General features: G+C 53.9%; 26 protein-coding genes and 1 pseudogene. 13 read left to right on the forward strand and 14 right to left on the reverse strand.

The annotated features are described in order from the left end of the window. From M2418_RS23740 to M2418_RS23750, 3 genes and pseudogenes are all read left to right on the forward strand, one after another. Window positions 1-849 (forward strand): annotated as a pseudogene (locus M2418_RS23740) (aconitate hydratase); the annotation flags it as partial. A gap of 237 nt (window positions 850-1,086) precedes the next feature. Further along, window positions 1,087-1,833 (forward strand): thioredoxin family protein, encoded by a 747-nt coding sequence (locus M2418_RS23745; protein WP_250984255.1) that lies wholly within the window; start codon window positions 1,087-1,089, stop codon window positions 1,831-1,833. Between the two features lie 250 nt (window positions 1,834-2,083). Next, window positions 2,084-2,476 (forward strand): DUF2794 domain-containing protein, encoded by a 393-nt coding sequence (locus tag M2418_RS23750; protein WP_192490451.1) that lies wholly within the window; start codon window positions 2,084-2,086, stop codon window positions 2,474-2,476. 24 nt (window positions 2,477-2,500) lie between these two features. Here the strand turns inward: M2418_RS23750 and M2418_RS23755 are convergent, their stop codons facing one another. From M2418_RS23755 to M2418_RS23770, 4 genes are all read right to left on the reverse strand, one after another. Continuing rightward, entirely contained in the window at window positions 2,501-2,668 is a 168-nt protein-coding gene (locus M2418_RS23755; RefSeq protein WP_259149520.1) for a hypothetical protein, read from the reverse strand. 17 nt (window positions 2,669-2,685) lie between these two features. Continuing rightward, window positions 2,686-3,468 (reverse strand): Bax inhibitor-1/YccA family protein, encoded by a 783-nt coding sequence (locus M2418_RS23760; RefSeq protein ID WP_250984256.1) that lies wholly within the window; start codon window positions 3,466-3,468, stop codon window positions 2,686-2,688. A 296-nt stretch (window positions 3,469-3,764) separates the two neighbouring features. Next, window positions 3,765-6,314 (reverse strand): ABC transporter permease, encoded by a 2,550-nt coding sequence (locus M2418_RS23765; RefSeq protein ID WP_259149521.1) that lies wholly within the window; start codon window positions 6,312-6,314, stop codon window positions 3,765-3,767. After that, window positions 6,311-7,024 (reverse strand): ABC transporter ATP-binding protein, encoded by a 714-nt coding sequence (locus tag M2418_RS23770; RefSeq protein WP_192490448.1) that lies wholly within the window; start codon window positions 7,022-7,024, stop codon window positions 6,311-6,313. The genes M2418_RS23765 and M2418_RS23770 overlap by 4 nt, the downstream gene beginning before the upstream one ends. Before the next feature lie 72 nt (window positions 7,025-7,096). Between M2418_RS23770 and M2418_RS23775 the strand changes: the two genes are divergently transcribed. Together M2418_RS23775 and thpR are read left to right on the forward strand one after the other, a co-directional pair. After that, window positions 7,097-7,741 (forward strand): arylesterase, encoded by a 645-nt coding sequence (locus M2418_RS23775; protein WP_259149617.1) that lies wholly within the window; start codon window positions 7,097-7,099, stop codon window positions 7,739-7,741. A gap of 72 nt (window positions 7,742-7,813) precedes the next feature. After that, complete coding sequence (thpR, locus tag M2418_RS23780; RefSeq protein WP_250984259.1) at window positions 7,814-8,410, forward strand: RNA 2',3'-cyclic phosphodiesterase; 597 nt, start codon at window positions 7,814-7,816, stop codon at window positions 8,408-8,410. Here the strand turns inward: thpR and M2418_RS23785 are convergent. Beyond that, window positions 8,341-8,823 (reverse strand): low molecular weight protein-tyrosine-phosphatase, encoded by a 483-nt coding sequence (locus M2418_RS23785; protein ID WP_259149522.1) that lies wholly within the window; start codon window positions 8,821-8,823, stop codon window positions 8,341-8,343. The two genes, thpR and M2418_RS23785, sit on opposite strands and share 70 nt — an antisense overlap. Before the next feature lie 46 nt (window positions 8,824-8,869). Between M2418_RS23785 and M2418_RS23790 the strand changes: the two genes are divergently transcribed. The 7 genes from M2418_RS23790 (at window position 8,870) to M2418_RS23820 (ending at window position 14,948) form a co-directional block, all read left to right on the forward strand. After that, window positions 8,870-9,178 carry a 4a-hydroxytetrahydrobiopterin dehydratase gene (locus tag M2418_RS23790; protein WP_250984261.1) on the forward strand — a complete coding sequence of 103 codons (309 nt, stop codon included), beginning with the start codon at window positions 8,870-8,872 and terminating at the stop codon, window positions 9,176-9,178. Between the two features lie 51 nt (window positions 9,179-9,229). Then, window positions 9,230-9,607 (forward strand): YkvA family protein, encoded by a 378-nt coding sequence (locus M2418_RS23795; protein ID WP_259149526.1) that lies wholly within the window; start codon window positions 9,230-9,232, stop codon window positions 9,605-9,607. 377 nt (window positions 9,608-9,984) lie between these two features. Continuing rightward, a complete protein-coding gene (locus M2418_RS23800; RefSeq protein WP_192490442.1) occupies window positions 9,985-10,488 on the forward strand; it encodes an invasion associated locus B family protein in 504 nt (167 codons plus the stop codon). Between the two features lie 201 nt (window positions 10,489-10,689). Further along, entirely contained in the window at window positions 10,690-11,925 is a 1,236-nt protein-coding gene (gene rlmN, locus M2418_RS23805; RefSeq protein WP_192490441.1) for a 23S rRNA (adenine(2503)-C(2))-methyltransferase RlmN, read from the forward strand. Window positions 11,926-12,097: 172 nt separating this feature from the next. Continuing rightward, window positions 12,098-13,051, forward strand: a complete 954-nt coding sequence (locus tag M2418_RS23810) for an ABC transporter substrate-binding protein (protein ID WP_250984263.1) — start codon at window positions 12,098-12,100, stop codon at window positions 13,049-13,051. Between the two features lie 224 nt (window positions 13,052-13,275). After that, entirely contained in the window at window positions 13,276-14,157 is an 882-nt protein-coding gene (locus tag M2418_RS23815) for an ABC transporter permease (protein WP_192490439.1), read from the forward strand. Beyond that, the gene (locus M2418_RS23820; protein WP_250984264.1) at window positions 14,154-14,948 is read left to right on the forward strand and encodes an ABC transporter ATP-binding protein; all 795 of its coding nucleotides are present in this window, start codon (window positions 14,154-14,156) and stop codon (window positions 14,946-14,948) included. The genes M2418_RS23815 and M2418_RS23820 overlap by 4 nt, the downstream gene beginning before the upstream one ends. A gap of 139 nt (window positions 14,949-15,087) precedes the next feature. Here the strand turns inward: M2418_RS23820 and M2418_RS23825 are convergent, their stop codons facing one another. From M2418_RS23825 to M2418_RS23850, 6 genes are all read right to left on the reverse strand, one after another. Next, window positions 15,088-15,645: a fasciclin domain-containing protein gene (locus M2418_RS23825; protein ID WP_259149533.1), complete on the reverse strand. Its 558-nt coding sequence runs from the start codon at window positions 15,643-15,645 to the stop codon at window positions 15,088-15,090. A gap of 137 nt (window positions 15,646-15,782) precedes the next feature. Then, window positions 15,783-16,505 (reverse strand): anti-sigma factor domain-containing protein, encoded by a 723-nt coding sequence (locus M2418_RS23830; RefSeq protein WP_259149534.1) that lies wholly within the window; start codon window positions 16,503-16,505, stop codon window positions 15,783-15,785. Next, window positions 16,502-17,041, reverse strand: coding sequence for a sigma-70 family RNA polymerase sigma factor (locus tag M2418_RS23835; protein WP_259149535.1), 540 nt, complete (start codon window positions 17,039-17,041; stop codon window positions 16,502-16,504). The genes M2418_RS23830 and M2418_RS23835 overlap by 4 nt, the downstream gene beginning before the upstream one ends. A 122-nt stretch (window positions 17,042-17,163) precedes the next feature. After that, a complete protein-coding gene (locus tag M2418_RS23840; RefSeq protein ID WP_259149536.1) occupies window positions 17,164-17,811 on the reverse strand; it encodes a LysE family translocator in 648 nt (215 codons plus the stop codon). Window positions 17,812-17,882: 71 nt separating this feature from the next. Beyond that, on the reverse strand, window positions 17,883-18,959 hold the full coding sequence (locus tag M2418_RS23845; protein ID WP_259149537.1) for a LacI family DNA-binding transcriptional regulator: 1,077 nt from the start codon (window positions 18,957-18,959) through the stop codon (window positions 17,883-17,885). A 398-nt stretch (window positions 18,960-19,357) separates the two neighbouring features. Next, the gene (locus M2418_RS23850; RefSeq protein WP_192490432.1) at window positions 19,358-20,218 is read right to left on the reverse strand and encodes an SDR family NAD(P)-dependent oxidoreductase; all 861 of its coding nucleotides are present in this window, start codon (window positions 20,216-20,218) and stop codon (window positions 19,358-19,360) included. Window positions 20,219-20,426: 208 nt separating this feature from the next. Here M2418_RS23850 and M2418_RS23855 point away from each other — a divergent pair, with 208 nt between their 5' ends. Further along, window positions 20,427-21,650: an argininosuccinate synthase gene (locus M2418_RS23855; RefSeq protein ID WP_192490431.1), complete on the forward strand. Its 1,224-nt coding sequence runs from the start codon at window positions 20,427-20,429 to the stop codon at window positions 21,648-21,650. Window positions 21,651-21,701: 51 nt separating this feature from the next. On the opposite strand, the gene M2418_RS23860 is transcribed toward M2418_RS23855, so the two are convergent. From M2418_RS23860 to M2418_RS23870, 3 genes are all read right to left on the reverse strand, one after another. Beyond that, window positions 21,702-22,880, reverse strand: coding sequence for a multidrug effflux MFS transporter (locus M2418_RS23860; RefSeq protein ID WP_250984358.1), 1,179 nt, complete (start codon window positions 22,878-22,880; stop codon window positions 21,702-21,704). A gap of 60 nt (window positions 22,881-22,940) precedes the next feature. Beyond that, the gene (locus M2418_RS23865) at window positions 22,941-23,393 is read right to left on the reverse strand and encodes a MarR family winged helix-turn-helix transcriptional regulator (RefSeq protein WP_250984271.1); all 453 of its coding nucleotides are present in this window, start codon (window positions 23,391-23,393) and stop codon (window positions 22,941-22,943) included. Window positions 23,394-23,494: 101 nt separating this feature from the next. Further along, window positions 23,495-23,926 (reverse strand): hypothetical protein, encoded by a 432-nt coding sequence (locus M2418_RS23870; protein WP_259149541.1) that lies wholly within the window; start codon window positions 23,924-23,926, stop codon window positions 23,495-23,497. Between the last annotated feature and the right edge of the window lie 103 nt (window positions 23,927-24,029).

Consider the following 24,029-nt stretch of genomic DNA (forward strand, 5'->3'; position numbering starts at 1 on the left):
GTGTTCAAGGGTGACGAAAACTGGCAGTCGGTTCAGGTTCCTGAAGGTCAAACCTATGCCTGGGACGACAAGTCCACCTATGTTCAGAACCCGCCATATTTCGTTGGCATGGGGAAAAAGGGCACGGGCGTCAAAAACATCAAGGGTGCTCGCGTTCTCGGCTTATTCGGCGACAAGATCACCACCGACCATATTTCTCCGGCCGGTTCGATCAAGGCTGCTTCGCCAGCCGGCGCTTATCTGACTGAAAATGGCGTCGGTGTTGCCGACTTCAACCAGTATGGTACGCGTCGTGGCAACCATGAAGTGATGATGCGCGGCACGTTTGCCAACATCCGCATTCGCAACCACATGCTCGGACCGAACGGCAAGGAAGGTGGTTACACCATTCACTATCCGTCCAAGGAAGAGATGTCGATTTACGATGCGGCCATGATGTACAAGGATGAAGGCGTTCCGCTGGTTATCTTTGCAGGCGTCGAATACGGCAACGGTTCATCCCGTGACTGGGCCGCTAAGGGTACCAACCTTCTTGGTGTGAAGGCTGTGATTGCGCAGTCGTTCGAGCGTATTCACCGCTCCAATCTGGTTGGCATGGGCGTTGTTCCATTCACCTTCCAGGAAGGCACCACATGGGCAAGCCTTGGCCTCAAGGGTGATGAAATCGTCGAGATCGATGGTCTCGAAGGCGAGATCAAGCCACGTGAAACGAAGATCGCCAAGATCACTTACGGCGACGGCACGGTGAAGGAAATTCCTCTGCTTTGCCGCATCGATACGCTGGATGAAGTCACTTACATGGACAATGGCGGTATTCTCCAGACCGTTCTTCGCGATCTGGCTGCCTGATAATACTCAGGGCAACAAGAAACGCCGGGAGAAATCCCGGCGTTTTGTGCGTTGGGGACAATTGTCAAATGTGGTTCGCTCACTTACAAATTTTGACAAGCATGAAATGTGATCGACCCTCACCCCTTCGTGACTTCCCTTTGAACGTGTTTCGCGCTTATTTTCCAGCAACGCCCGATAGGTTTTATAGCAGATGAACATCCGGACGTTCGTGCGGATGAAAGGCCCAAAATCGCAATGCTTCTGAAATATGGTTTCCCCCTTCTTCTTATCAGTGTCGCAACCGCCAGTCCTGTTCTTGCACAAACATCGCCAGACCAGCCGAAGGGTGTGGTAGAACTGTTTACCTCGCAGGGTTGCGCTTCCTGTCCGCCAGCTGATGCGGCGTTGCAGAAGATGATCGAGAAGGGTGACGTCATCGGCCTGTCATTCCACGTCGATTACTGGAACTATCTCGGCTGGAATGATTCCCTTAGCTCCAAGGAAAATACCGAACGTCAGTATGGTTATGCCCGCGCGCTTGGCCGTAACGGCGTTTATACGCCACAAGCCGTTCTGAACGGTCGCGACCATGCAAAGGGTGCCGATAGCAAGGCGATTTACAGCAAACTTGAGGAATTTGCCTCGAGCGGCAAGGGACTGGTTGTCCCTGTTCAGTCCAGCTTGGTCAACGACGAGATCGAGATCAATATTGGTGCCGGCCAAGGCAAAGCGGATATCGTCGTAGCCTATTTCAACCAGCAGCAAATGGTTGATGTGACGCGCGGAGAAAACAAGGGCCGCAAGATTTCCTACTGGCACAGTGTTTATGACGTGCAGACAGTGGGGATGTGGAACGGCGAGGCAATGAAGGTCAATCTGCCTGCCAGCGTTCTTGGAAAAGCCAAGAAGGGCGGCTGTGCCGTGCTGCTGCAAACTGCCAATGAAACGGGTGATCCCTCAGCGATTATCGGCGCGAGCATTCTGATGAATGAGGCCAAATAGTCTTATCCGGTCCGGGCATTGGGGGCTGGGGGTAAAGGGTCAATGCACCGAACCGGGTCATTTGGTGCCTAGACATCAATTGACAGGCTTCACACTGACACCCAATTTAGGCAGTGATTTGACCGAAATGCGGCGATTCTAATTTCACTGTTTCACGTCGTAACACGCGCTTTTGCGTCGTTTTACTTGCAATTTTCTCAGGCTGGGGCAACACTGTCACCAACCTGTTATGATTTGCAGCGAGGCGCGCATGACCGATCAGCCGGATTTGTCGCAGGGCGGTAATTCGACGCGAGACGGTTCGACCGTCGTTGATCTTCGTGAATATCAAAGAAACAAGGATCCCTTGCCGGTGACCTTTCACCGCCGGGAACTCGACGCCATTTTGTGGATTTATGGCCGCATGGTGGGCGAGGGCGAATGGCGTGATTATGCCATCGACCACTTGAAAGACCGAGCGGTGTTTTCAGTTTTCAAACGATCAGGTGAGATGCCGCTTTACCGGATTGAAAAGAACCCAAAGCTTGCGGCGAAACAGGGCGCTTACAGCGTCATCAACGTCAATGGCACGATCTTGAAGCGTGGCCATGAGTTGCGGCAGGTGTTGAAGGTTTTCGACAAGACCCTGAAGCTGGTCGAATAACCGATTGCCAACCTCGATTATGCCTTAGCGGCCGGCTTTGTCCGTCGCTTTTGCTATCCGGATTCCTGATCCACCATTTTTGCTGGATTGTCGTTGCGAGAGCGCTGCTACGCTGAGCGTCGGCACTCGCTGTTCCTGCGTGCTGTAAATCTGAGGCAACAAAAAAGGCGGCTCGAAAGCCGCCTTCTTCATGTGGGTTTCCACCCCTCTTAGTCGTTGCGGTTACCGAGGAACTGCAACAGGAAGGTGAAGAGGTTGATGAAGTCGAGATAGAGTGTCAGCGCACCCATGATGGCCTTGCGACCAGCAACGGCAACGTCGTCACCATCGAAATACATTTCCTTGATCTTCTGGGTGTCATAGGCGGTCAAACCAGCAAAGATCAGAACACCGATGGCCGAGATGGCAAAGCCCATAGCAGAAGACTGCAGGAAGATGTTGACGATCGACGCGATGATCAGACCGAACAGACCCATGATGAGGAACGAGCCCATACCGGACAGGTTCTTTTTCGTGGTGTAACCGTACAGCGAAAGTGCGCCGAACGAAGCGGCGGTGACGAAGAACGTCTGAACAATGCTCTGGCCAGTGTAGACCACGAAGATCGACGACAGGGACAGACCCATCATTGCAGCATAAACCCAGAAGGTGGTCTGCGCAGCGGCGACGCTCATTTTATGAACGCGGAAGCTGAGGAAGAACACCATGCCGAGCGGAGCAAGCATCACAACCCAACGCAGTGGCGAACCGTAAAGGGCCGCGCCAAGAGCCGTCAACATTGTCCCGTTGCCAAGCTGTGCAACAGCAGCTGATGGATCTGTTGTCGTTGCCATTGAGAATGTGAAGTAAGCAGCGATACCGGTGATCGCGAGGCCCACAGCCATAAGGTTATAAACCTTGACCATGTAGCTACGCAGACCTTCATCGATCATCGCATCCGTCTGGCCGCGGGTCTGCGCCATTCGGTTTTGGTAATTGTTGAAATCAGCCATTTGTTCCTCTTTCAAGCTCCGGAATTATTCACGGTGTCGGGATAAATCCCAGGCGCCGCTGCGGAGCTTCAGCAAGCCTGTCCAAAATATGATGGGAGAATGTGTTTGATACAAGACCTTTTGTATCCAAAAACACCAAATACGGGAAAATCGCGATCAATTTATCGAAGATTACCAAGAATTAATCGTTAAAGTTATGGTCCCAGAACGGGTGAGCGCAACCGATGCGGTAATGGCCTTTGCTGTAGCGCATTAAGCGCTTGCTGCTCCATCACGCGCATGGGTCGTTTTGCCACTTATTCTCCAATTTGCCGCAGGACCGGCGCTGCCTTTTGACCAAGGATGCGCCAAGTGCCGAGCAGCCCGATACCCACTGTCATGACCAGCGCCACAACAACGGTTCCCACCGCCACATCGGTGAGAAATGCCGATGGCAGTTTCATGATGCGGGCAATCACGAACCATGCGGACACACCGCCAGCTGCCAGCGCAAAGACCGCTGTTGCCAGGCCGAGGATCATATACTCATAGGAAAACGCTTTGATGAGCGTGATGCGTGTTGCGCCAAGGGTTTTCAGAATGACTGCGTCATGCGTGCGAGCACGGTTTCCGGCCGCCAGCGCGCCTGCCAGTACCAAAACAGATGCGATCAAGGCTACGGCGGCAGCCGCACGGATGGCGGTGGCCAGTTGGCCGACCAGCCTGTCGACAACTTCCAGTGCGTCCTTTACCCGGACGCTTGTAATGGTCGGGTAGGCATTGGTGACAGCACGCAGGATCTGGCCTTCATCGGCAGGGGTTGCTTCCGGATCGGCAAGAGTTGCCAGCCAGGCATGCGGAGCACCACGGAAGGTGTTGGGTGAAAAGACCATCACGAAATTGATCGACAGCGATTCCCACTCGACATTGCGCAGGTTGGCAATCTTCGCGGTAATGCTGCGGCCGAGCACGTTGACGGTGACACTGTCGCCAATCTTCAGGCCGAGTTCACCGGCCTCTTCTGCCGCAAAGGAAACCAGCGGTTCGCCAGTATAATCGGCGGCCCACCAGCTGCCCTCTGTGAGCTTGGTATTTTCGGGCATGTCGCCAGCGTAGGTTATGCCACGATCTCCACGCAGCACCCAGCGACCGGATGGTGGAACGTCAATCTTGGTCACGTCCTGGCCGTTCAGCGCAAGAATGCGACCGCGCAACATTGGCACTTCGGTAATGGTGCCATTGGGTGCATTCTGTTTGACGACGTTGCGGAAACCTTCCAGTTCGCTGCCCTGAATATCCACGAAGAAGAAATTCGGTGCACGTTCCGGCAGGGTAGACGTCAGTTCGCGACGCAGATTGCCATCAATCAGCGACAGGGTAACCAGCAAAGTCAGACCAAGGCCAAGTGACAGAACCACCGAAGGTGTCAATGCGCCTGGGCGATGGATGTTGCCGATCGCAAGTCGCATCGCAGTCGAGTTGACGTGCGGGCTTTTGCGGGCAATCAGCCGTACCAGGCTGGCAACCACGCGCAACACAACAAAGGCAAAAGCGACAGCGGCGAGAAAGACCGATGCGATGAAACGGTCTTCGGCGGTCAATATGGCAAGCCCTGCCAACAAAGCCAGCAAAAGTCCGGTCGCCAGCAGATAGGGCCATGACGGCCAGCGGCCTTCATCGAAACCCTGTTCACGGAACAGTGCAGTGGCGGGAACCTCTTTCGCCTGGCCAAGCGGCAGGATAGTAAAGGCCAGCGTTGTGATCAGACCAAAAACCGTCGCGATCAGAAGGGCCGATGGATAAAGGGTGATTTCTTTCGGCACCGGCAACACACCTGCCAGGAATTGCATGGCAATCAGCGGTACGATAGCGCCGACCACAAGTCCGATCAGGATGCCAATCAGCGCGATGAACAATATCTGGAACAGATAGGTCATTGTCACGATGATGGCCGGTGCACCCAGGCATTTGAATGATGCAATGGTGGTGCGTTTGGCATCCAGAAATGCCCGCACCGCATTTGCAACTCCAACACCGCCAACGATAAGAGCGGTCAGTCCGACAAGTGTCAGGAACTGCGAGAAACGATTGACATTTTCAGTCAGGGACGGTGCGGCGCGGTCACTGGTGCGGATCGACCAGCCAGCATCGGGATAGGCCTTGTTGGTGTCAGCGGTGATCGATGCGCGTTTGAGCGGATCCGTGAGCCTGATTTTGTAGGCATGTTCAACGAGGCTACCTGTCTGGATCAGCCCGGACGCTACCAGTGCATCACGACTGACCAAAAGACGTGGCGCAAAACCGAAGCCATCCGAAAGCGCATCGGGTTCGTTGACGATTGAGCCAGTGAGCTTCAACCGGGCGGAACCGAGCAATATCTCATCGCCGGGTTTCACGCCCAGTCGTTCAAACAAAAGCGGTGCGGCCAACGCTCCGTAGCTGTCCTGATCCTTGGCGAGCAGCTCATCCAGCGGACGGTTCGGTTCAGCTTCAAAGGCACCATAGAGCGGGTAGGCGCCATCAACGGCCTTTACTTCCGCCAGTGTCTGCTCGGAGCCTGAAGGCGCGCGTGCCATGGACCGAAGACCGGTCGACACGGCAATGTCACCCAGCCCTTCAAGATAACTGCGTTCTTCAGGGGTTGCTTCGCGGTTGCGCAGTTCGAAACGCACATCGCCTGCGAGAATAGCTTGGCCTTCGGACGCGATAGAGCTGGTGACGGCCTGCGACACCGAATTGACGGCGGCAATGGTGGCTGTTCCGAGCGCTATACAGGCGAGAAAAATATAAAAACCGCGAAAGCCGCCGCGAATTTCGCGTCTGGCCAAACGAAATGCGGTGCGGATCTGAAAGGAAGACGGCATCATGCGGATGCTGCCTCCTTGATCTCGGTTGTGCTGGCCGAATCTTCGACAATCTCGCCGGACCGTACCCTGATCTGGCGTGAGCAGCGGGCTGCCAGAGCGGGATCATGGGTCACAAGGATCATCGTCATGCGACGCTCAGCCTGTTTGGAAAACAGCAGGTCGGCAATTTGTCGCCCGGTTTCGGTGTCCAGATTACCTGTCGGCTCATCGGCAATCAGCACTGCTGGTGACGGTGCAAGTGCACGGGCAATTGCCACACGCTGCTGTTCACCGCCGGAAAGCTGGCCGGGATAATGGGAGAGACGCTCACCCAGACCAACTGCCTGCAATTCCTTTCGAGCAATATCAAACGCGTTTTTCACATTGGCGAGTTCCAGCGGCACAGCCACATTTTCAAGCGCCGTCATGTTGGCGATCAGGTGAAATGACTGGAAGACGATACCGATATTCTTACCGCGAAAATCGGCGAGCGCGTCCTCGTTCAGATTGTGCAGCGCCTTGTCAGCAATGTGAATTTCGCCGCTATCGAGCCTTTCGAGACCTGCCAGCACCATCAGCAATGTCGATTTGCCGGAGCCGGATGGACCAACGATGCCGACCGCCTCACCTTCACCAATTTTAAGGTCAATTTTTTTCAGGACGTGAACGGAAGCAGCGGCGTTTCCAAGTGTCAGGTCAGCCTTGTTCAGCTCTATAATGGTTTTCGTCACAGAATAGGTTCCTATATAACAGGAGATAAGGCGATTTTTCGCGATGTTCTGAAACAACTTAGGAGAGGTATGATGGGATTTAAAGCCGCCGCGTTTCACTTCATCGTCATTTGTGCGGTCTCGATTTTCGCCTCTGGCGCGAATGCGCAGGACCGGACCTTGCAATTGGTCGGGCTGGGTGACAGCCTGATGGCCGGTTATCAACTGCCACCGACCGATAGCTTTACTGCTAAACTGGAAGAGGCTTTGAAGGCCAAGGGTGTCAACGTCACCGTAACCAATGCCGGTGTTTCCGGCGATACCAGCGCTGGCGGTCTGGCGCGTGCCGAATGGTCGGTTCCAGATGGAACTGACGGCGTGATTGTCGAACTTGGTGCCAATGACGCATTGCGGGGTATCTCGCCGGACGAGACCGAAAAAAACCTTGACGCCATCATCTCAGGTTTCAAGAAACGCAACATTCCGGTTCTGCTGGTCGGTATCATGGCGCCACCCAACATGGGTGACGACTATGCCGCGCGGTTCAACCCGATCTACAAGCGTCTGGCCGATAAATACGAGCTGATCCTGTATCCGTTTTTCCTTGAAGGCGTGGTGCTGGATGCATCCCTGAAACTGGAGGACGGCATGCATCCCAATACGGAGGGTGTGGACGTGATGGTCAAAAACGCCCTGCCTGTGGTGGAAGGGTTCATCAAGACAATTGGTGGGCAATAAAAATAAGCGCTTGCGTGCGAAGGCATTGCATGATTCGCTGCTGATATCTGCAAGAGATTCGGGGAGCTCGCCATGCCGAGACTATTTACCGCTCTCGAAATTCCACGCAACGCGGCGTTAAGCCTTTCTTTGTTGCGTGGTGGTCTGCCGGGTGCCCGGTGGATTGATGTGGAGAATTATCACATAACCCTGCGCTTTATCGGCGATATAGACGGACGTACTGCCGATGAGGTGGTTGATCGTCTCGACCGGATAAATCGGCCGGAATTTCAGCTCAATCTGAGCGGTATAGGCTCCTTTGGTTCAAAGAAGCCACATTCACTATGGGCCGGTGTTTCACCCTCGCCCGAGATGAGTGCGCTTCAGGGGGAAATTGAACGCATCTGCCAGCGGATTGGTCTTCCGCCTGATCCACGCAAGTTCATGCCACATGTGACGTTGGCACGGTTGCGCAATTCCCGGCTGGACGATGTGGTGCATTATCTGTCGGGGCGGGGCGATTTCAGAACGGCTGACTTCACGGTGGGGCGCTTCGTGCTGATGTCGTCAAAGGAATCGGTCGGCGGCGGTCCTTACATCGTTGAGGAAGCCTTCCCGCTCTACGAAACATCACCGTCTGCGTCGATCTTCTCCAGCAGGGACCTGCAGCCGGCAAAGAGCATGTTGTAGACGCTCAGAAAACCGTCTTCGCCGCCATAATAGGGGTCCGGCACGTTATCATTGGTGCCAACAACATATTGGCTGAACAGATGCACCCTGTGCCGCAAGCTTTGCGGACAGGATTGCAGAACGTGGCTGAGATTGTCGTCATCCATACACAGGATGAGATCGAAGTGCTCAAAGTCATCCCTTTTTATCTGCCGTGCACGCTGGCCGCAAATATCAATGCCGTGCTGGGCCGCAATCGCTACAGAACGTGGATCGGGCGCGTTTCCAGCGTGCCAGCCACCGGTGCCGGCGGAATCCACATGGAACCGCTCTTGCTGTTGCGCTGTTTCAGTTATGTGTGTGAAAATGCCTTCAGCCAGTGGCGAACGGCATATATTGCCCATGCAGACGAACAGTATCGAGACTGGTTTCATGCTGTGATCCATAAACTGAGCAACTTCAATTTGGGAGGTCTACGCAATGAACTACGACAGGCTGGAGACGGCTGCAATTGAGCAGGAACTAAAAAAACTGGGCGGTGGCTGGGTGATGCGTCCAGATGGTCTGGCAATAACAAGAACATTCAAGTTCGCGAACTTCTCGGAAGCATTTGGCTTTATGGCGCAGATCGCCCTGTCGGCTGAAAAGCTCAACCATCACCCCGAATTGCGCAATGTCTATTCCCGGGTAGAGGTGGTGTTGACGACCCATGATTCACAGGGTGTCAGCGAAAGGGATTTCCAGCTTGCTGCCTGCATCAATAAGGCAGCAGCGGGACGAGGCAATTGAACAGCGCTGAAAAACCACCATATTGGCTGGTAGACGGAGGTTGCTGAGACAATGGACGATATCAAGATCGGTGAAATCTTGTTGCCGGGCGATCCTGATACCCAGGAGAAACGCGAGAAAGAGGTTCGGTCGAAGTTCTGGCCGAAGATGCGTCGTGCCATGAAACGCGTGCCTTTTGCCCGTGATGCCGCGGCCGCTTATTACTGTGCGATGGACCCGACGACGCCGATGCGTGCCAAGGGTATTCTCCTTGCAGCGCTCGGATATTTCATCATGCCGATCGACGTGATACCGGACATGTTTGCGGTGATTGGATTTACTGACGATATTGCTGTTTTGACAGCGGCGCTGGCGATGATCCGCGCCAATATCAAAATGGAACATTATGATGCTGCCGATGCCATGCTGGAGCGTCAGGAAGAAGAATGAGAACTTAACTTGCTCGCTGCCTTGCTGCGCGGGAAAAGAACAAATTCTCGCCTTAAACTTTGTGTCAATGCTGTAGGCAGAGACAGCATCCGACACCAAATTTCCCCTTATGGCTCACGCATGTCTCCCAAAAGTGGGAACCGGTTTTGGGACAGAGACATGCGTTAATACGGCGCGTAAAAACGTGTTGCATCACTGCGAAGACGCAGGTGCCTCAACGTCGCGGAATTGTAACAGGGCGATACATTTTCGTTATTTTATCGTTCTTGTTGACGGTTTGGTAACCCATGTTAAGCCAAACTAAAAATGAGAATAACTTCATGCGCCCGGCAGAGCCGTTCCGGGCATTTGGTGACAGTAAACCCGGCAGGAAATCAATGTTTGTAAGAAGTGTAGCAACCGCAGTGGCAATCCTGATGACAGGCGCGAGCTTGGCCTATGCACAGTCGCCCACGCGCATCCAGCAGTTTAACGCATGGGGTGCTTATTCGTACAAATCCGGTAACAGTACCGTGTGTTATGTGTTGTCCATTCCGACAACAAAAGAGCCAGCAAATGTAGACCACGGTGATATCTTCTTCATCGTATCGCAGCGTCCGGGCCAGAACATCTCCTATGAACCGCAGGCCATGGTTGGTTATGCGTTGCGCGAAGGTTCCAAGGTCAATGTAACGATCGACAACAAGAACTTCGTCATGTTCACAAAGGACAAGGCTGCTTGGGTTGAAAATGCAGCCGAAGAGCCAGCACTGGTTGCCGCGATGAAGGGTGGCAAGAGCATGACCGTGAAGGCTACATCTGGCCGCGGAACTGCAACGTCCTACTCCTACTCACTATCGGGTATTTCTGCTGCCCTTAAGCAGATCGAAACCTGCAAGTAAGCCTTTTGCAGTGTATGTTTTTGAATGGCCGGTCATTGACCGGCCATTTGCGTTGAGGCTGGAATAATGCTAAAGGCGCGGCAACAAACCGCAAGCGGGCGCATTTTTGCTGCCTGCCGCTGATTTTCATGACATGCAGACGATGTTCCGGCCTTTTGAAGCGGCCGCTTTCGATGCTGTATTCGATGATGGGATATTGCGATGTCCGTAATGGAAACCGCTGGCCTGGCTATTAAGAAGCCGATTGTTGCCAATAACGATCTGATGTCTGGCAAGCCCAGCCTGATCGGGCTTACCCGTGAAGACATGGCCGAAGCGCTGGTCGATGCCGGCGTGCCGCAAAAGCAGGTCAAGATGCGCGTCAGCCAGTTGTGGAACTGGCTTTATGTGCGCGGTGTCTCTGATTTTGACAACATGACCAATGTTGCCAAGGATCTGCGTGAGACGCTGAAGGCCAAATTCACCATCGCCCGCCCAGAAATCGTTGAAGAGCAGATTTCCAATGATGGCACGCGCAAGTGGCTGATGCGTTTTCCGCCACGCGGTGCAGGCCGTCCGGTCGAGATCGAAACCGTTTATATTCCCGAAGAGGGACGTGGCACGCTGTGCATTTCCAGCCAGGTTGGCTGCTCGCTGACTTGTTCGTTCTGTCACACCGGGACGCAGCGTCTGGTTCGTAACCTGACGGCGGAAGAAATTCTCTCGCAATTGTTATTGGCGCGTGACCGGCTTGGTGACTTCCCAGATGGCTCGACGCCGGTTGGCGCCTATGTGCCAAGCGAAGGTCGCAAGGTGTCCAACATCGTAATGATGGGCATGGGCGAGCCCCTGTATAATTTCGAACATGTGAAGACCGCACTGCTGATCGCGACCGATGGAGACGGCCTGTCGCTTTCCAAGCGTCGTGTTACGTTGTCGACTTCAGGCGTTGTGCCGGAGATTTTCCGCACTGGTGATGAAATTGGCGTGATGTTGGCGATCTCGCTTCATGCGGTACGCGACGAACTGCGCGACATGCTGGTGCCGATCAACAAGAAGTATCCGCTGAAAGAATTGATCGAGGCCTGTCGCAAATATCCCGGCCTTTCCAATGCGCGCCGCATCACTTTCGAATATGTGATGCTGAAGGACGTCAACGACAGTTTGGAAGATGCCAAGATGTTGGTGCAACTTCTCAAGGGCGTTCCAGCCAAGATCAACCTCATTCCGTTCAACCCGTGGCCGGGCACCAACTACCAGTGTTCGGATTGGGCGCAGATCGAGAAATTTGCCGATTTCATCAATCAGGCAGGTTATGCATCGCCAATCCGTACACCACGCGGTCGTGATATTCTCGCAGCCTGTGGCCAGTTGAAATCGGAGTCTGAGCGCATGCGCAAGACCGAGCGTCTGGCGTTTGAAGCCATGATGATTGCCAACCACGGTGCAGATGATTGATCGTCTAGTACGCTGTCTCTTATTTCTTCAGGCGGCGTGCCTGACCCTCAGTGTGGCCGTCGTGAAGTCAATATAGCCATAGGAATAAGCCTTTTCTGGCCGTTCTTTGATTGATTTCAAATCACCGCTTTCCTAAGAAGATATCCGAAACAAAAAACTCGGAGGATCATCCATGCGTTCACTCATTCTGGCACTTGCGGCAGCAACCGCACTCGTCCTGCCTGCCAAGGCTGAAACCGTTACCGTCGCCGTTACTGCAATTGTTGAGCATCCTGCTCTCGATGCAGCCCGTGATGGCGTCAAGGAAGCTCTGGCCGAGGCTGGTTACAAGGAGGGCGAAAACCTCAAATTTGTCTATGAGTCCGCGCAGGGTAACCCGGCAACTGCCGCACAGATCGCCCGCCAGTTCGTAGGCGACGCGCCAAACGTCATCGTTCCGATCTCCACACCATCCGCACAGGCTGTTGTTGCCGCCACCCGCGATATTCCAGTTGTTTTCACTGCCGTTTCCGATCCGGTTGGCGCGCAGCTAATCAAGGAAATGGAAAAGCCAGGTCGTAACGTCACAGGCCTTTCCGATGCGCTTCCGGTCAACGAACATCTGGCGCTGATCAAAGAAATCTCTCCTGAGGCCAAGACTGTCGGCTACATCTACAACTCCGCAGAAGCCAACTCGGTTTCCACGCTGGAGCTGCTTAAGGCTGAAGCTGAAAAGGCTGGTTTAAAGGTCGTTGAATCCGTCGCAACCAAGTCTGCTGAAGTGCAGGGCGCTGCCCGCGCGCTGGTTGGCAAGGCTGACGTGATCTACGTTCCTACCGACAACACAATTGTATCGGCCTTCGAAGCTGCTGCTGGTGTTGCCGCTGAAGCAAAAATTCCACTGTTTGCTGCTGATACAGATTCCGTTGCACGTGGTGCAGTTGCGGCACTCGGCTTCAACTATTTCGACGTTGGCAAACAAACCGGTGCTGTTGTTGTGCGTATCCTCAAAGGTGAAAAGCCCGGTGATATCGCTGCAACTGTTGCTGTTGGTACCGATCTCGTTATCAACAAGACCGTTGCGGAAAAGGTTGGTGTGACGTTCCCGGAAAGCGTTGTGAAGCGCGCCACCAAGGTTATCGAATAAGCAGGGCAGGGCTGCCTTCGGGCAGCCTCGTTATGTCTTGAGAAAACTGCCGCACGATCTTCGTCATGCCCGGGCATGTCCCGGGCATCGTCAAAGGTAGATGTGATCCAATCCTCCAGGCAGGATTGCGACGACGGGGTCAGCGAGCAGCTTTCATGGCAGTTTAGGAACTGCAGTAAATGCGCCCAGTGTGAGCATTGGGCGATAAACCAAGGATTTTTCTTGTGAGTCAAATCGCCTTCTGGGGTGCTGTAGAAATGGGGCTGGTTTTCGCCTTTGTTGCTATTGGCGTTTACCTCGCATTCCGTGTGTTGGATTTCCCGGATCTGACCGTAGACGGTTCTTTTCCGCTTGGTGCAGCCGTTGCTGCGGTTCTGATCATCGCGGGTCTGAACCCTTGGCTCGCTTCCGCCTGTGCGATGGCGGCCGGTGCCGTTGCCGGTGTTGTGACCGCGACGCTGAATGTCCGCTTCAAGATCCTCAATCTACTCGCGTCAATTCTGACGATGATAGCACTGTTTTCTGTCAACCTGCGTGTCATGGGCAAACCGAATGTGGCGCTGCTCAATCAGGAAACGATGATCGAACCATTTTATGGTCTTGGTCTGTCTGAATATCTGGTGCGTCCGTTGTTCGTTGGAGCCTTGGTGCTAATCGCTGTGATCGTGGTTTGGCGTTTCCTTGAGAGCGATGCGGGCCTTGCCATGCGCGCGACCGGTGCCAACGCCCGTATGGCGCGTGCGCAGGGTGTGAAGACCGGCAACCAGATTTATCTCGGTATGGCAATTTCCAACGCACTTGTGGCGCTTGGTGGGGCATTGTTTGCACAAACGAACGGTTTTGCCGATGTGACCTCCGGTGTCGGTACCATCGTTGTTGGTCTTGCTGCCGTTATCATCGGTGAAACGCTGTTTGGGGCTCGCGGTATTCTGATTGCTCTGATCGGCTGCGTGTTCGGTTCGATTGCCTATCGCCTTGCCATCCAGTTGGCGCTGTCCAGTGACAGTCTGGGATTGAAGGCATCCGACCTTAACTTCGTTACGGCGGTTCTGGTGGCGATTGCTCTCATCCTTCCAAGACTGCGTCGCGGAGGAGCATCATCATGATCGCGCTCGATGGTATTCAGGTTATCTTCGGTCGAGGCACGCCGCTGCAAAAGCAGGCGCTGTCGAAGGTCGATCTTAAAATTGAAGATGGGTCTTTTGTTACCGTTATCGGCTCCAACGGCGCCGGCAAGTCGACACTGCTCGGCGTTCTGGCGGGTGATGTTCTGCCGACTGCTGGCAAGGTCACCATTGGCGGCAGTGATGTAACACGCAAACCAACGGCTAACCGTGCTGGCAAGGTCGCCCGCGTGTTTCAGGATCCACTGGCTGGCAGCTGCGGTGCGCTCAGCATCGAAGAAAACCTGGCGCTTGCGGCATCACGCGGCAAGTTCCGCGGTCTTCTGCCTGCCTTGGGTGGTGGTCGTCGTGACTTCTTCCGCGAACGCATCGCCTCGCTTAATCTCGGGCTTGAGAACCGCTTGAAAGACCGCATGGATCTGTTGTCGGGCGGTCAGCGTCAGGCTGTATCGCTGGTCATGGCAACGCTTGCCGATTCCGATGTGTTGCTGCTCGACGAACACACGGCGGCACTTGATCCCGGCATGGCGGAATTCGTCATGGAATTGACCCGTAAGGTGGTTGAGGAGCGCAAGTTGACCACATTGATGGTGACGCACTCCATGCGACAGGCGCTGGATTATGGTGACCGCACGATCATGCTGCATGGTGGTGAGATCGTTCTCGATGTGTCCGGTGAAAGCCGCAAGGGCCTGCAGGTCGAAGACCTTATCGAGATGTTCCGCAAGATACGCGGTCAGGCGCTTGATGATGACGAGTTGCTGATCGGCTGATCTTTTCTGCCGTTAGACCATTGTTGCCCAGCGGGCAAAAAGAGAGGCGCCGATATAAGGCGCCTCGAAATCTCAGTCGAGATTTTTTTATTCATCCGAAACCCAAGTGAAAGCGCTCCGGTTCTTGCGCCGATACCAATTACATTTTCGGCAGCAAGACCTTGTCGATGACGTGAATGACGCCGTTCGATTGTTTGACGTCGGCAATGGTGACGTGGGCTTCATTGCCGGCTTCATCGGTTAGTGTGATATTGCCCATGCTTTCTTTGGCTTTCAGGATGCAGCCGCCAACGGTTTTGACGTCATGGGTGCCGCCATCGTCCTTGATCATCTTTTCAATCGCGGTCGACATGGCATCTGCAGCAACGACATGGCAGGTGAGGATCTTGGTAAGCTGAGCTTTGTTTTCAGGCTTCAGCAGGGTATCCACGGTGCCTTTTGGCAAGGCGGCGAAAGCTTCATTGGTTGGGGCAAAAACTGTGAATGGCCCCTTGCCCTGCAGCGTTTCGACCAGGCCAGCAGCTTTGACAGCGGCAACCAGCGTGGTGTGGTCTTTGGAGTTCATGGCGTTTTCGACGATGTTTTTGTTCTCATACATCGCGGCGCCGCCAACCATCGGGTTTTTGGCCTGGGCTGCGAATGCAACCGTTGAAACTGCTGCGGCAAGCGCAACCATGCGTAGGGTGGATTTTATCATGGCGTATTCTCCTCTGGTTCCGCCAATCGCCACCAGCGTTGTTGCAAGCGGCATATCCGGGACATGAAGAGATACGGGTGATGTTCACACGAAGTTTCAGGACGGTGACATTTTTTTTAAATGAAGGAAAAGCAAACCTACAATTGGCGCGTTGTTCCACTTGCGAGAACAGGGCCTGTTGGTTTGCCAGTTGGGGACCCGCCGTATGGCTCGAGACTGACAGCCAGGGTCATTCCATCATGTAGCGCATCACGCATGTCGACCGGCACGATCATTTCCGCATCGGTATGCGGGTCAATCACGCCAAGCGACCGAGGGCTTCCGTCAGCATTTACCAGCCAAAGTTCGAGAGATTTTTGCTCCTTATCCCCCGCCGCCATTGGCGTCAGAACCATTTTCCCCGTCTCCGCGTCATAAACCACCATGACGGCCATTGGTGTGTCGGGAGATGATAGTTCGGCCATGTATGACATACGTGTCGATGGCTGGGATGATGGTGACATAACCATCATGACCATGGCGAAGGCCGCAGCAGCGGAAGTCAGCGCTGTCATACTTCGCCAGAAACCGAGTGAACTCCAAATTCGGAACGGGGACTCGATTTGGTGTTGAGAGACGCCAAATAAGCGGTCTTCGACCCTGGCAAGCGTCGCCGCATCTGGTGCTATTGGTTCATAGGCATTATTGAGGCTAGAAAATTGCTCTTCCCAGTTTTTAACAAGGTCGGCAAAGGTCGTGTCGTTGAGAAGACGTTGTTCAACGGTTTTCCGGTCAGCAAACGACAAAACGCCCAGAACATACTCTGCGGCGATGATGTCATCTCGGGGATTGCTCCCTTTAGTTTGCTTCGGACCTGTCATCTCTCCATGCACTCTTTGAGTTTGATGAGACTGCGTCTCAACCATGTCCGCATTGTATTCAATGGTACAGCGTACCGATCTGCAAGTTCCTGATAGGTCATTCCGTCCAGATAAGCGCGTTTTACGGCCTCCGCACGGGTTTCTTCCAGCTCATCGAGACACAAATCTATTGTGCGACCTGTATCCCTTTGCAATGTCGCCTGCTCCGGGTTTGGGGCCTGATCACTCAGATCAAACACCTCATCCAACTCGCTGGCTATCGGTTTACGCATACGAATCATATCGATTGACTGATTGCGCGCAATTGTTGCCAGCCAGCTTTCCGGAGTACCGGATATGGCCGAAAACAAATGAGAACGCTGCCAAACCTTGACGTAAACTTCCTGCAGCGCCTCGTCGGCATCTGTCCGATTTTTTAATATACGCAGGCAAATGGAGAAAAGTTTCGAGCTTGTCTGGTTGTAAAGCACAACAAAGGCCTTGCGATCGGATAGCGCAATATTGCTTATCAAGCGGGCAAGGTCTTCGTTTGGCATTTCTCCATCCCGATGTCACAAAGAACAAAACGTTCTTGCGTTCTCTAAGAGTCGACTTTTGAACGTATAGCTCGTGGCAAGTCGCAACAAACTCTCTTGCCGAAGGCCTGCGCGGTTTGCTTTTATTTGGTCTGGGTGAGGAAAATCTTCACTGCAAATAGCGAGAAGACCCCCGCGATCGTATAATCCAGCCCGCGCAGAACCTTGCGGTTGCGCTGCAGCCATGAAGACAGGGCATCTGCGGCAATGACAATGCCGATACCGATTGGCAGCGCGACGATAATCGACCAAATGCCTAGGAAGATCAGCTTGCCGGTGACGTGCGGATCCGATGCGCTGACGAACTGCGGCAAAAAGGTCATGAAGAAGATGATGACCTTCGGGTTCAGAAGATTGACCCACAGCCCATTCACCAGTGCGGAAACCCACGATCCTTGTGTCTTTTCTTCCGCCGGTTTTGCCATCACGAAGTCGGACCCCTTGCGGACAGCTTGAATGGCCAGCCAGACGAGGTAGGCAGCGCCACCAGTCTTCAAGATCAAAAAGGCGGTCGGTGAAGCGACGATGAGGGCAGCAACACCAAATGCCACCAGCATGGTGTGCACAGTGATGCCGAGATTGGTGCCGACCAGTGTCATGAAGCCAGCTGCACGTCCTTCACGTAGGGAGCGGCTGATCCACAGCGTCATGTCAGGACCGGGCGTGACAGCCAAAAGCAGAATAGCGATGGTGAATGCAATGAGGGTTGGCAGGCTTGGCACGAAATCCATGAGAATGGCACCCGGTTAATGTGTCCTTTGGCCAAGCTGTAGCGGTATTTTATAATTCTGCCAATCGTTGCTTATATTAGGCTTGCGGAAAATGATCGTGGTGGTGCCGTGCTGTTCCGCAAAACCAGCTTCACATCCAAAATTTGACTGCTTGCCAGTTCCTCGTCATTCAGGATGGCACTTACTGCCTTGGCTGCGATGTCTTCAAATGACTGCTGCATTGTTGTCAGGGCTGGTGTGCTCAAGGCGGACTCTGGAACACCGTCAAAACCGATGATCGAGACATCATTGGGAACAGATATGCCACGTTCAGTTAGCCACTGTATGGCGTAAAGCGCGATACGATCCGACATGGCAAGCAGTGCTGTTGGTGGTTCAGGTGCCGAAAACAGCGCTTCCAATGCGTTAACGACGCTCTTCTTGTCGTTGAGCGTGGCGTGGATCGCCACGTCCTGCGGATTGATGTCGAAGTCCCGCAGGGCATCGAAATAACCTTCGATGCGCAGTCTCGCGCTGGATGACATTGCAGAGGTTACCGCCTCTGGTTTCACCGTTCCCGGAACTGCCGAGCGGTGGGTGATCGCCAGGACGGCAAAGTTCTTGTGGCCAAGTTCTGCCAGGTGTCGGGCAGCGGTTTCTGCACCCTTGCGATTATCAATTTCGATGATCGGAAAGCCGTCTTCGGCGTTTTCCAGCGCCAGCGCGACGCACGGTACCTGTCGTTGTCGGCTGAGATCGACCAGCCTGCCACCTTCTTTGACGCAGAGAAGAATAAAACCATCAACCAGAGCGCTGTTGATATTCCAGGCCAGTTTTTGCTGATTGCGGGCAGAAACCAGTGCAATGCCAGTGCCGGTTTCATCGCAAACGTCACTGACAGCCTTCATCATGGCGCGTGCCCATGGGTCATCAAAGAAATAGGAGAGCCGCTCCAATGATGCGACGCCGATGGCGTTGAACTTGCCGGCACGCAGCAGTCGGCCCTTCACGTCAGGTCCTTTATAGCCAAGATCCCGCGCGATACCGAGCACACGTTCGCGGACTTCTTCACGGACGATTTCCGGCCGGCTGAAAACATTCGATGCCGTACCTTGGGAAACCCCTGCCGCCTTGGCGATATCTGCCAGTCTTATCGGGCCTTTTGTCAAAACCACTCCTTTTTTGTCTTCATAAAAAGTAGCAGCTTTTTGTATCGGTTCAAGAAACGTTTGACAGAGCGAATTTTTGCGTACTATTGAATCGGTTCAATTTGATTTCCATATTGTTATTGAATCGATTCAATTTTGAGGTGGCGAAATGCATCCCTTGTACGAGGATATGTTCCGCGAAAGGTGGGGCAGCCTGTCTTATTGCGACGAGAAAATTAATGCGTGTGATCTAAAACCAGCGCACAACCAATGCGGTGATCATGGCGGTCACAACGCGAGCAACAATTTTGGACCGGAACGGCAGAGGAAAAAAAAGACCATGCTATCGAAAGCCTGGTCTTTCTGTTTGCCGATCGATGAACGGTATCGGTGAACGCGGATATCGCGACGCCAGCTATTTACTGCTGCGCCTTGAGAAAGGAATCAAAAGCGCCGGTGTAATCTCCATGCCAACGTGACAGAGGTGGCCTGTTTTCAACGATATCGCCTGCGGCCCAGAGAATACGCTTTTCGTCTGTCTTTCTGTCCACTTCGCCGTCCGGGCACAGTATATAGAAATCACCGTGACCAATGCTTTCCAGCATGAACTCAATGGTTTGTTCCGGTGTCCATGCCCCCTCAGGTTTTTCCGTGCGACCATTGGCCGTGAGGTTGGTAAAGACAAAACCGGGGATCAGCATATGGGCGGTAATCGCGCAATCGGCAACGTTGCGCAGTTCATGCTGCAGTGCCTCGGTAAAGGCTTTGACACCGGCTTTTGAAACATTATAGGCCGGATCGCCCGGAGGGGTGGTGATGCCTTGTTTGGAGCCGGTATTGATGATCAGGCCCGGCTCGCCATGGCCAATCATGCCTGGTCCAAACACGCGGCTGCCATTGATGACGCCGAGCAGGTTGACGCCAAACACATTTTCCCAATTGGTCTGCGGGCCAAAGATCGAGCTGCCCGGCTGAATGCCAGCATTGTTCATCAACACATGTACCCGGCCGAAACGCTGGATAACGGCGCGTTCCAGTGCGCCGAGGTCATCGGGTTTTGAAACATCAGACGCAATCGACACGACCTGCGCTTCGCCTTCCTCGGCCTCTGCCAATACATCGGCATAAGCATTGGCCAAGTTGTCGCCCTCCAGATCCGCCAGCACGACACTCATGCCGAGACTTGCGAATTTTTTTGCTGCCGCCAGCCCTATCCCCGAAGCGGCCCCTGTGATGACCGCGACATTGCCTTGCGCGAATGCTGGATGCGGATTGCTCATCGGTCTCTCCTCAAATCTTCCCTTCAGAGCGAAGATGCCCGGATGGCTTAATTCACGAGGACGGATTTTGTTCCCGGTGGAATTTCACTTGCTCTGACACTGCCTTTCACCGGTTTTCCTTGCGTGCGCCAATAAACTCGCTAAAAGTGCCGCATTCCCAAGGAAATGGCGAACTCATCGCTCGCCGGTACGCAGATGGACATCACTCATGGCACTTCCGAAAGACGTTAAGAAAGTCGTTCTCGCCTATTCTGGCGGTCTCGATACCTCGATCATCCTGAAATGGCTCCAGACCGAACTCGGTGCGGAAGTCGTAACCTTCACAGCTGACCTTGGTCAGGGCGAAGAGCTGGAACCAGCACGCAAGAAGGCCGAGATGCTGGGCATCAAGGAAATCTTCGTTGAGGACGTTCGCGAAGAATTCGTGCGTGATTTCGTATTCCCAATGTTCCGCGCCAACGCTGTTTATGAAGGCGTCTATCTGTTGGGCACGTCCATTGCGCGTCCGCTGATTTCCAAGCACCTCATCGATATCGCGAAGAAGACCGGCGCAGACGCGATTGCCCACGGCGCAACCGGCAAGGGCAACGACCAGGTTCGCTTCGAACTTTCGGCCTATGCGCTGAACCCTGATATCAAGATCATTGCTCCATGGCGCGACTGGGCCTTCAAGAGCCGTACTGATCTGCTGAAGTTCGCCGAAGAAAACCAGATCCCGGTTGCCAAGGACAAGAAGGGCGAGGCGCCATTCTCCGTCGACGCCAACCTGCTGCACTCCTCTTCCGAGGGCAAGGTTCTGGAAGACCCGGCGGTCGAGGCTCCGGAATATGTGCACATGCGCACGATCTCTCCTGAAGCTGCACCGGATCAGGCAACAACCATCAAGATTGGTTTCCGTAAGGGCGATGCTTGCTCGATCAACGGCGTTGAAATGTCGCCGGCAACCTTGCTTGCTGCGCTGAATAACTACGGTCGTGACAATGGTATCGGTCGTCTCGACCTCGTTGAGAACCGTTTTGTTGGCATGAAGTCGCGTGGCGTTTACGAAACACCTGGCGGTACAATCCTGTTGGCTGCTCACCGCGCCATCGAATCCATCACGCTTGACCGTGGTGCAGCCCATCTCAAGGATGAGCTGATGCCACGTTACGCCGAGTTGATCTATTACGGCTTCTGGTTCTCGCCAGAGCGCGAAATGCTGCAGGCACTGATCGACAAGAGCCAAGAGCATGTTGAGGGCGAAGTCACGTTGAAACTCTACAAGGGCAATGTGATGGTGACTGGCCGCGAAAGCGACAAGTCGCTCTACTCCGACAAGCTGGTGACGTTTGAAGACGACCAGGGTGCCTACGACCAGAAGGATGCAGCTGGCTTCATCAAGCTCAACGCACTTCGTCTGCGCACCCTCGCAAAGCGTAATCAGGGCAAGTAATCGACAGAGCCTGTGATTTTAAAGAACCGCGGTGGCGACGCCGCGGTTTTTTCACGCCGTTTTGCGGGTGAAGCTGGCAAAACCGATGTAGCCAGCGATGGCCATAAATTCCATAAAAGGAATAACAGTGCCGAAGGCGAGTAGTGGCGAGCCAATAAGCGAGGCCACAACACCGGCGATAAAGCCGGAACTCATCTGGATAAAACCCATCATTGCCGATGCCGAGCCCGCAATATGCGGAAAGGGCGCCATCGCAGCCGTCACGATATAAGGCGTGATCAATGCGATGCCGAAGGTGGCAACAGCCACCGGCCCCATGATGGTAATGAACGATGGCTCCAGAAGGAAAACTGACAGGATCATCAATGTTCCGCCGATGCCCGAACAGCATAGTCCGAGAATTGCGGAGTGGCGGTCACCTAAGATTTTGACCAGAAACCGCAGCGCGACAGAACCGGAGAAATAAGCGCCTGATTGCATCAGCATGCTCAGCCCAAATCCCGTTGGCGTCAGGCCGACCTCATTGATGAGGATAAAGGACAGCATCGTGGCTTGGGCATAAAGGGCGCCAACCGAACCGGCCATGATCATGGCTGCAAAGAGGAAACGTTTGTTTCTGAGCAATTCGGCGTAGGCTCGGACGAGGTTACTCGGCCTGATCAGCTTTCTGTCCGGCACGGTTGTCTCACGCAGGAAAAATACGACTGCGACCACCGATATGACGCCAAAACCAACCATCAGCCAAAAAACAGAATGCCAACCAAAGGCGGCAAGCGACAGTCCGCCCATTGTCGGGCCAATAGCAGGGCCGATTGCCAGCATGATGCCGATCAGGTTGAGGATACTGGATGCTTCAGATCCAATAAACTGGTCGCGGACAATGGCGCGCGCCACCGTCATGCCAACGGATACGCCGATACCCTGGATAAGTCGGGCGGCCAGTAGAAACTCGACCGATGGAGCAGACACTGCAATCAGCCCGCCTGCCAGATAGATCGACAGAAAAACAAGGCTGGCTGCCTTACGACCAAAAGCATCCGATGCCGGGCCGGATACAAGCTGCGCCAGCGCGAAACCTGCAAAATACAGGGCAAGGCTGATCTTGATTGCCGCTTCCGTTGTGCCGAATGCATTGACCAGTTCCGGCATGGCCGGCGTGTAGATCGCCATGGAAATTGGCCCGATCGCCATTAGCAGGGCACCAAGAATGGCGGTGCGCCGTGTAGTCATGATCGGAGTAGGAGCGGGTAGAGGAGGCGACATTCGTTCTGATATTCCGATTATCGCCGCTTAAGGCTGATCCTGCAGGTTTTGCAGATTGCTGTTCAGGAGGGTGAGTGACCGATGCATGGTATCAACCTCTGTCTTGGTCATGCCTTTGGTCGCCTGCGTGATCAGGGCATCGATCTCAATGCGAATTTCCTTGAGCATAACGGTCGAGGCCGGAGCGAGAAACACGCGCTTGGAGCGGCGATCCTTCTGATCCTGTTGGCGCTCGACAAGGCTCAAGCCCTCCAGCCGGTCAAGATAGGCGCAGAGGGTCATTGGCTCCACGCCGATACGGGCGGCAATTTCAGTTTGCCTGCTGCCATTGATAGCAGCGATTGTCAGCAAGGTTCGAGCTTCACCTGGCGTCAATTCCAGACCGGCTATAGAGACACGTTTTTCAAATGCGCTGTTGAACAGGCGCGCACCGGAAATGACCAGAAATGCAATCGATTGTGTTTCCTGATGCTGTGTCATGAGCCGCCTTCCATAAGGCAGACTTACTAGTTTTACCGTGGAAATCAAATCAACTTGCGAGGCACCTAGTCGCCAAAGCCGCAAATCAACGCGCTTTGGCTTCAAACGCTGTCGATAAACGACACGACATCTTCAAGAACTTCCGCCTTGGCGGGATCACCGATGGATTGGGCAATGGTCAGTTGGTCCCGGAAATAAGAGCCAAAATCGAAATAGGTATCGTCGGTGATGTGGGTAAGATCGACCACTTCGCCCATTGCATTCAAGGCATGGGTGGGAAGTTCAGACGATAGCTCGCTATATATCGTCTGCTGTATTTGCCCGGCCTGATAATATTCAGTTGCCATGTCGCGTAATTCGCGCGGGCTTATGCTGGAGAAATTAACACGCTCATTTTGCTCTTGCGGGGCCGCAAAGGTTTCGCTGTTTGATTGTTCTTCGATACGAGGAATTTCAATTTCTGGCGTCGGATTTTTCTTGGCGCTATTGTTAAAAATGAAATTCGCGGATGTCCGTAAAGAATAAATCTCCATAATTTATATCTCCATCATGGGATATTATTGGAAAAATACATCACACGTTCAGGGTGTCGGTCAATATTCTGCACGCCTCAAAGGGCAGCGTGTCGGCTTTATG

This window comes from Rhizobium sp. BIGb0125, from assembly GCF_024810055.1.
GTDB lineage: Bacteria > Pseudomonadota > Alphaproteobacteria > Rhizobiales > Rhizobiaceae > Agrobacterium.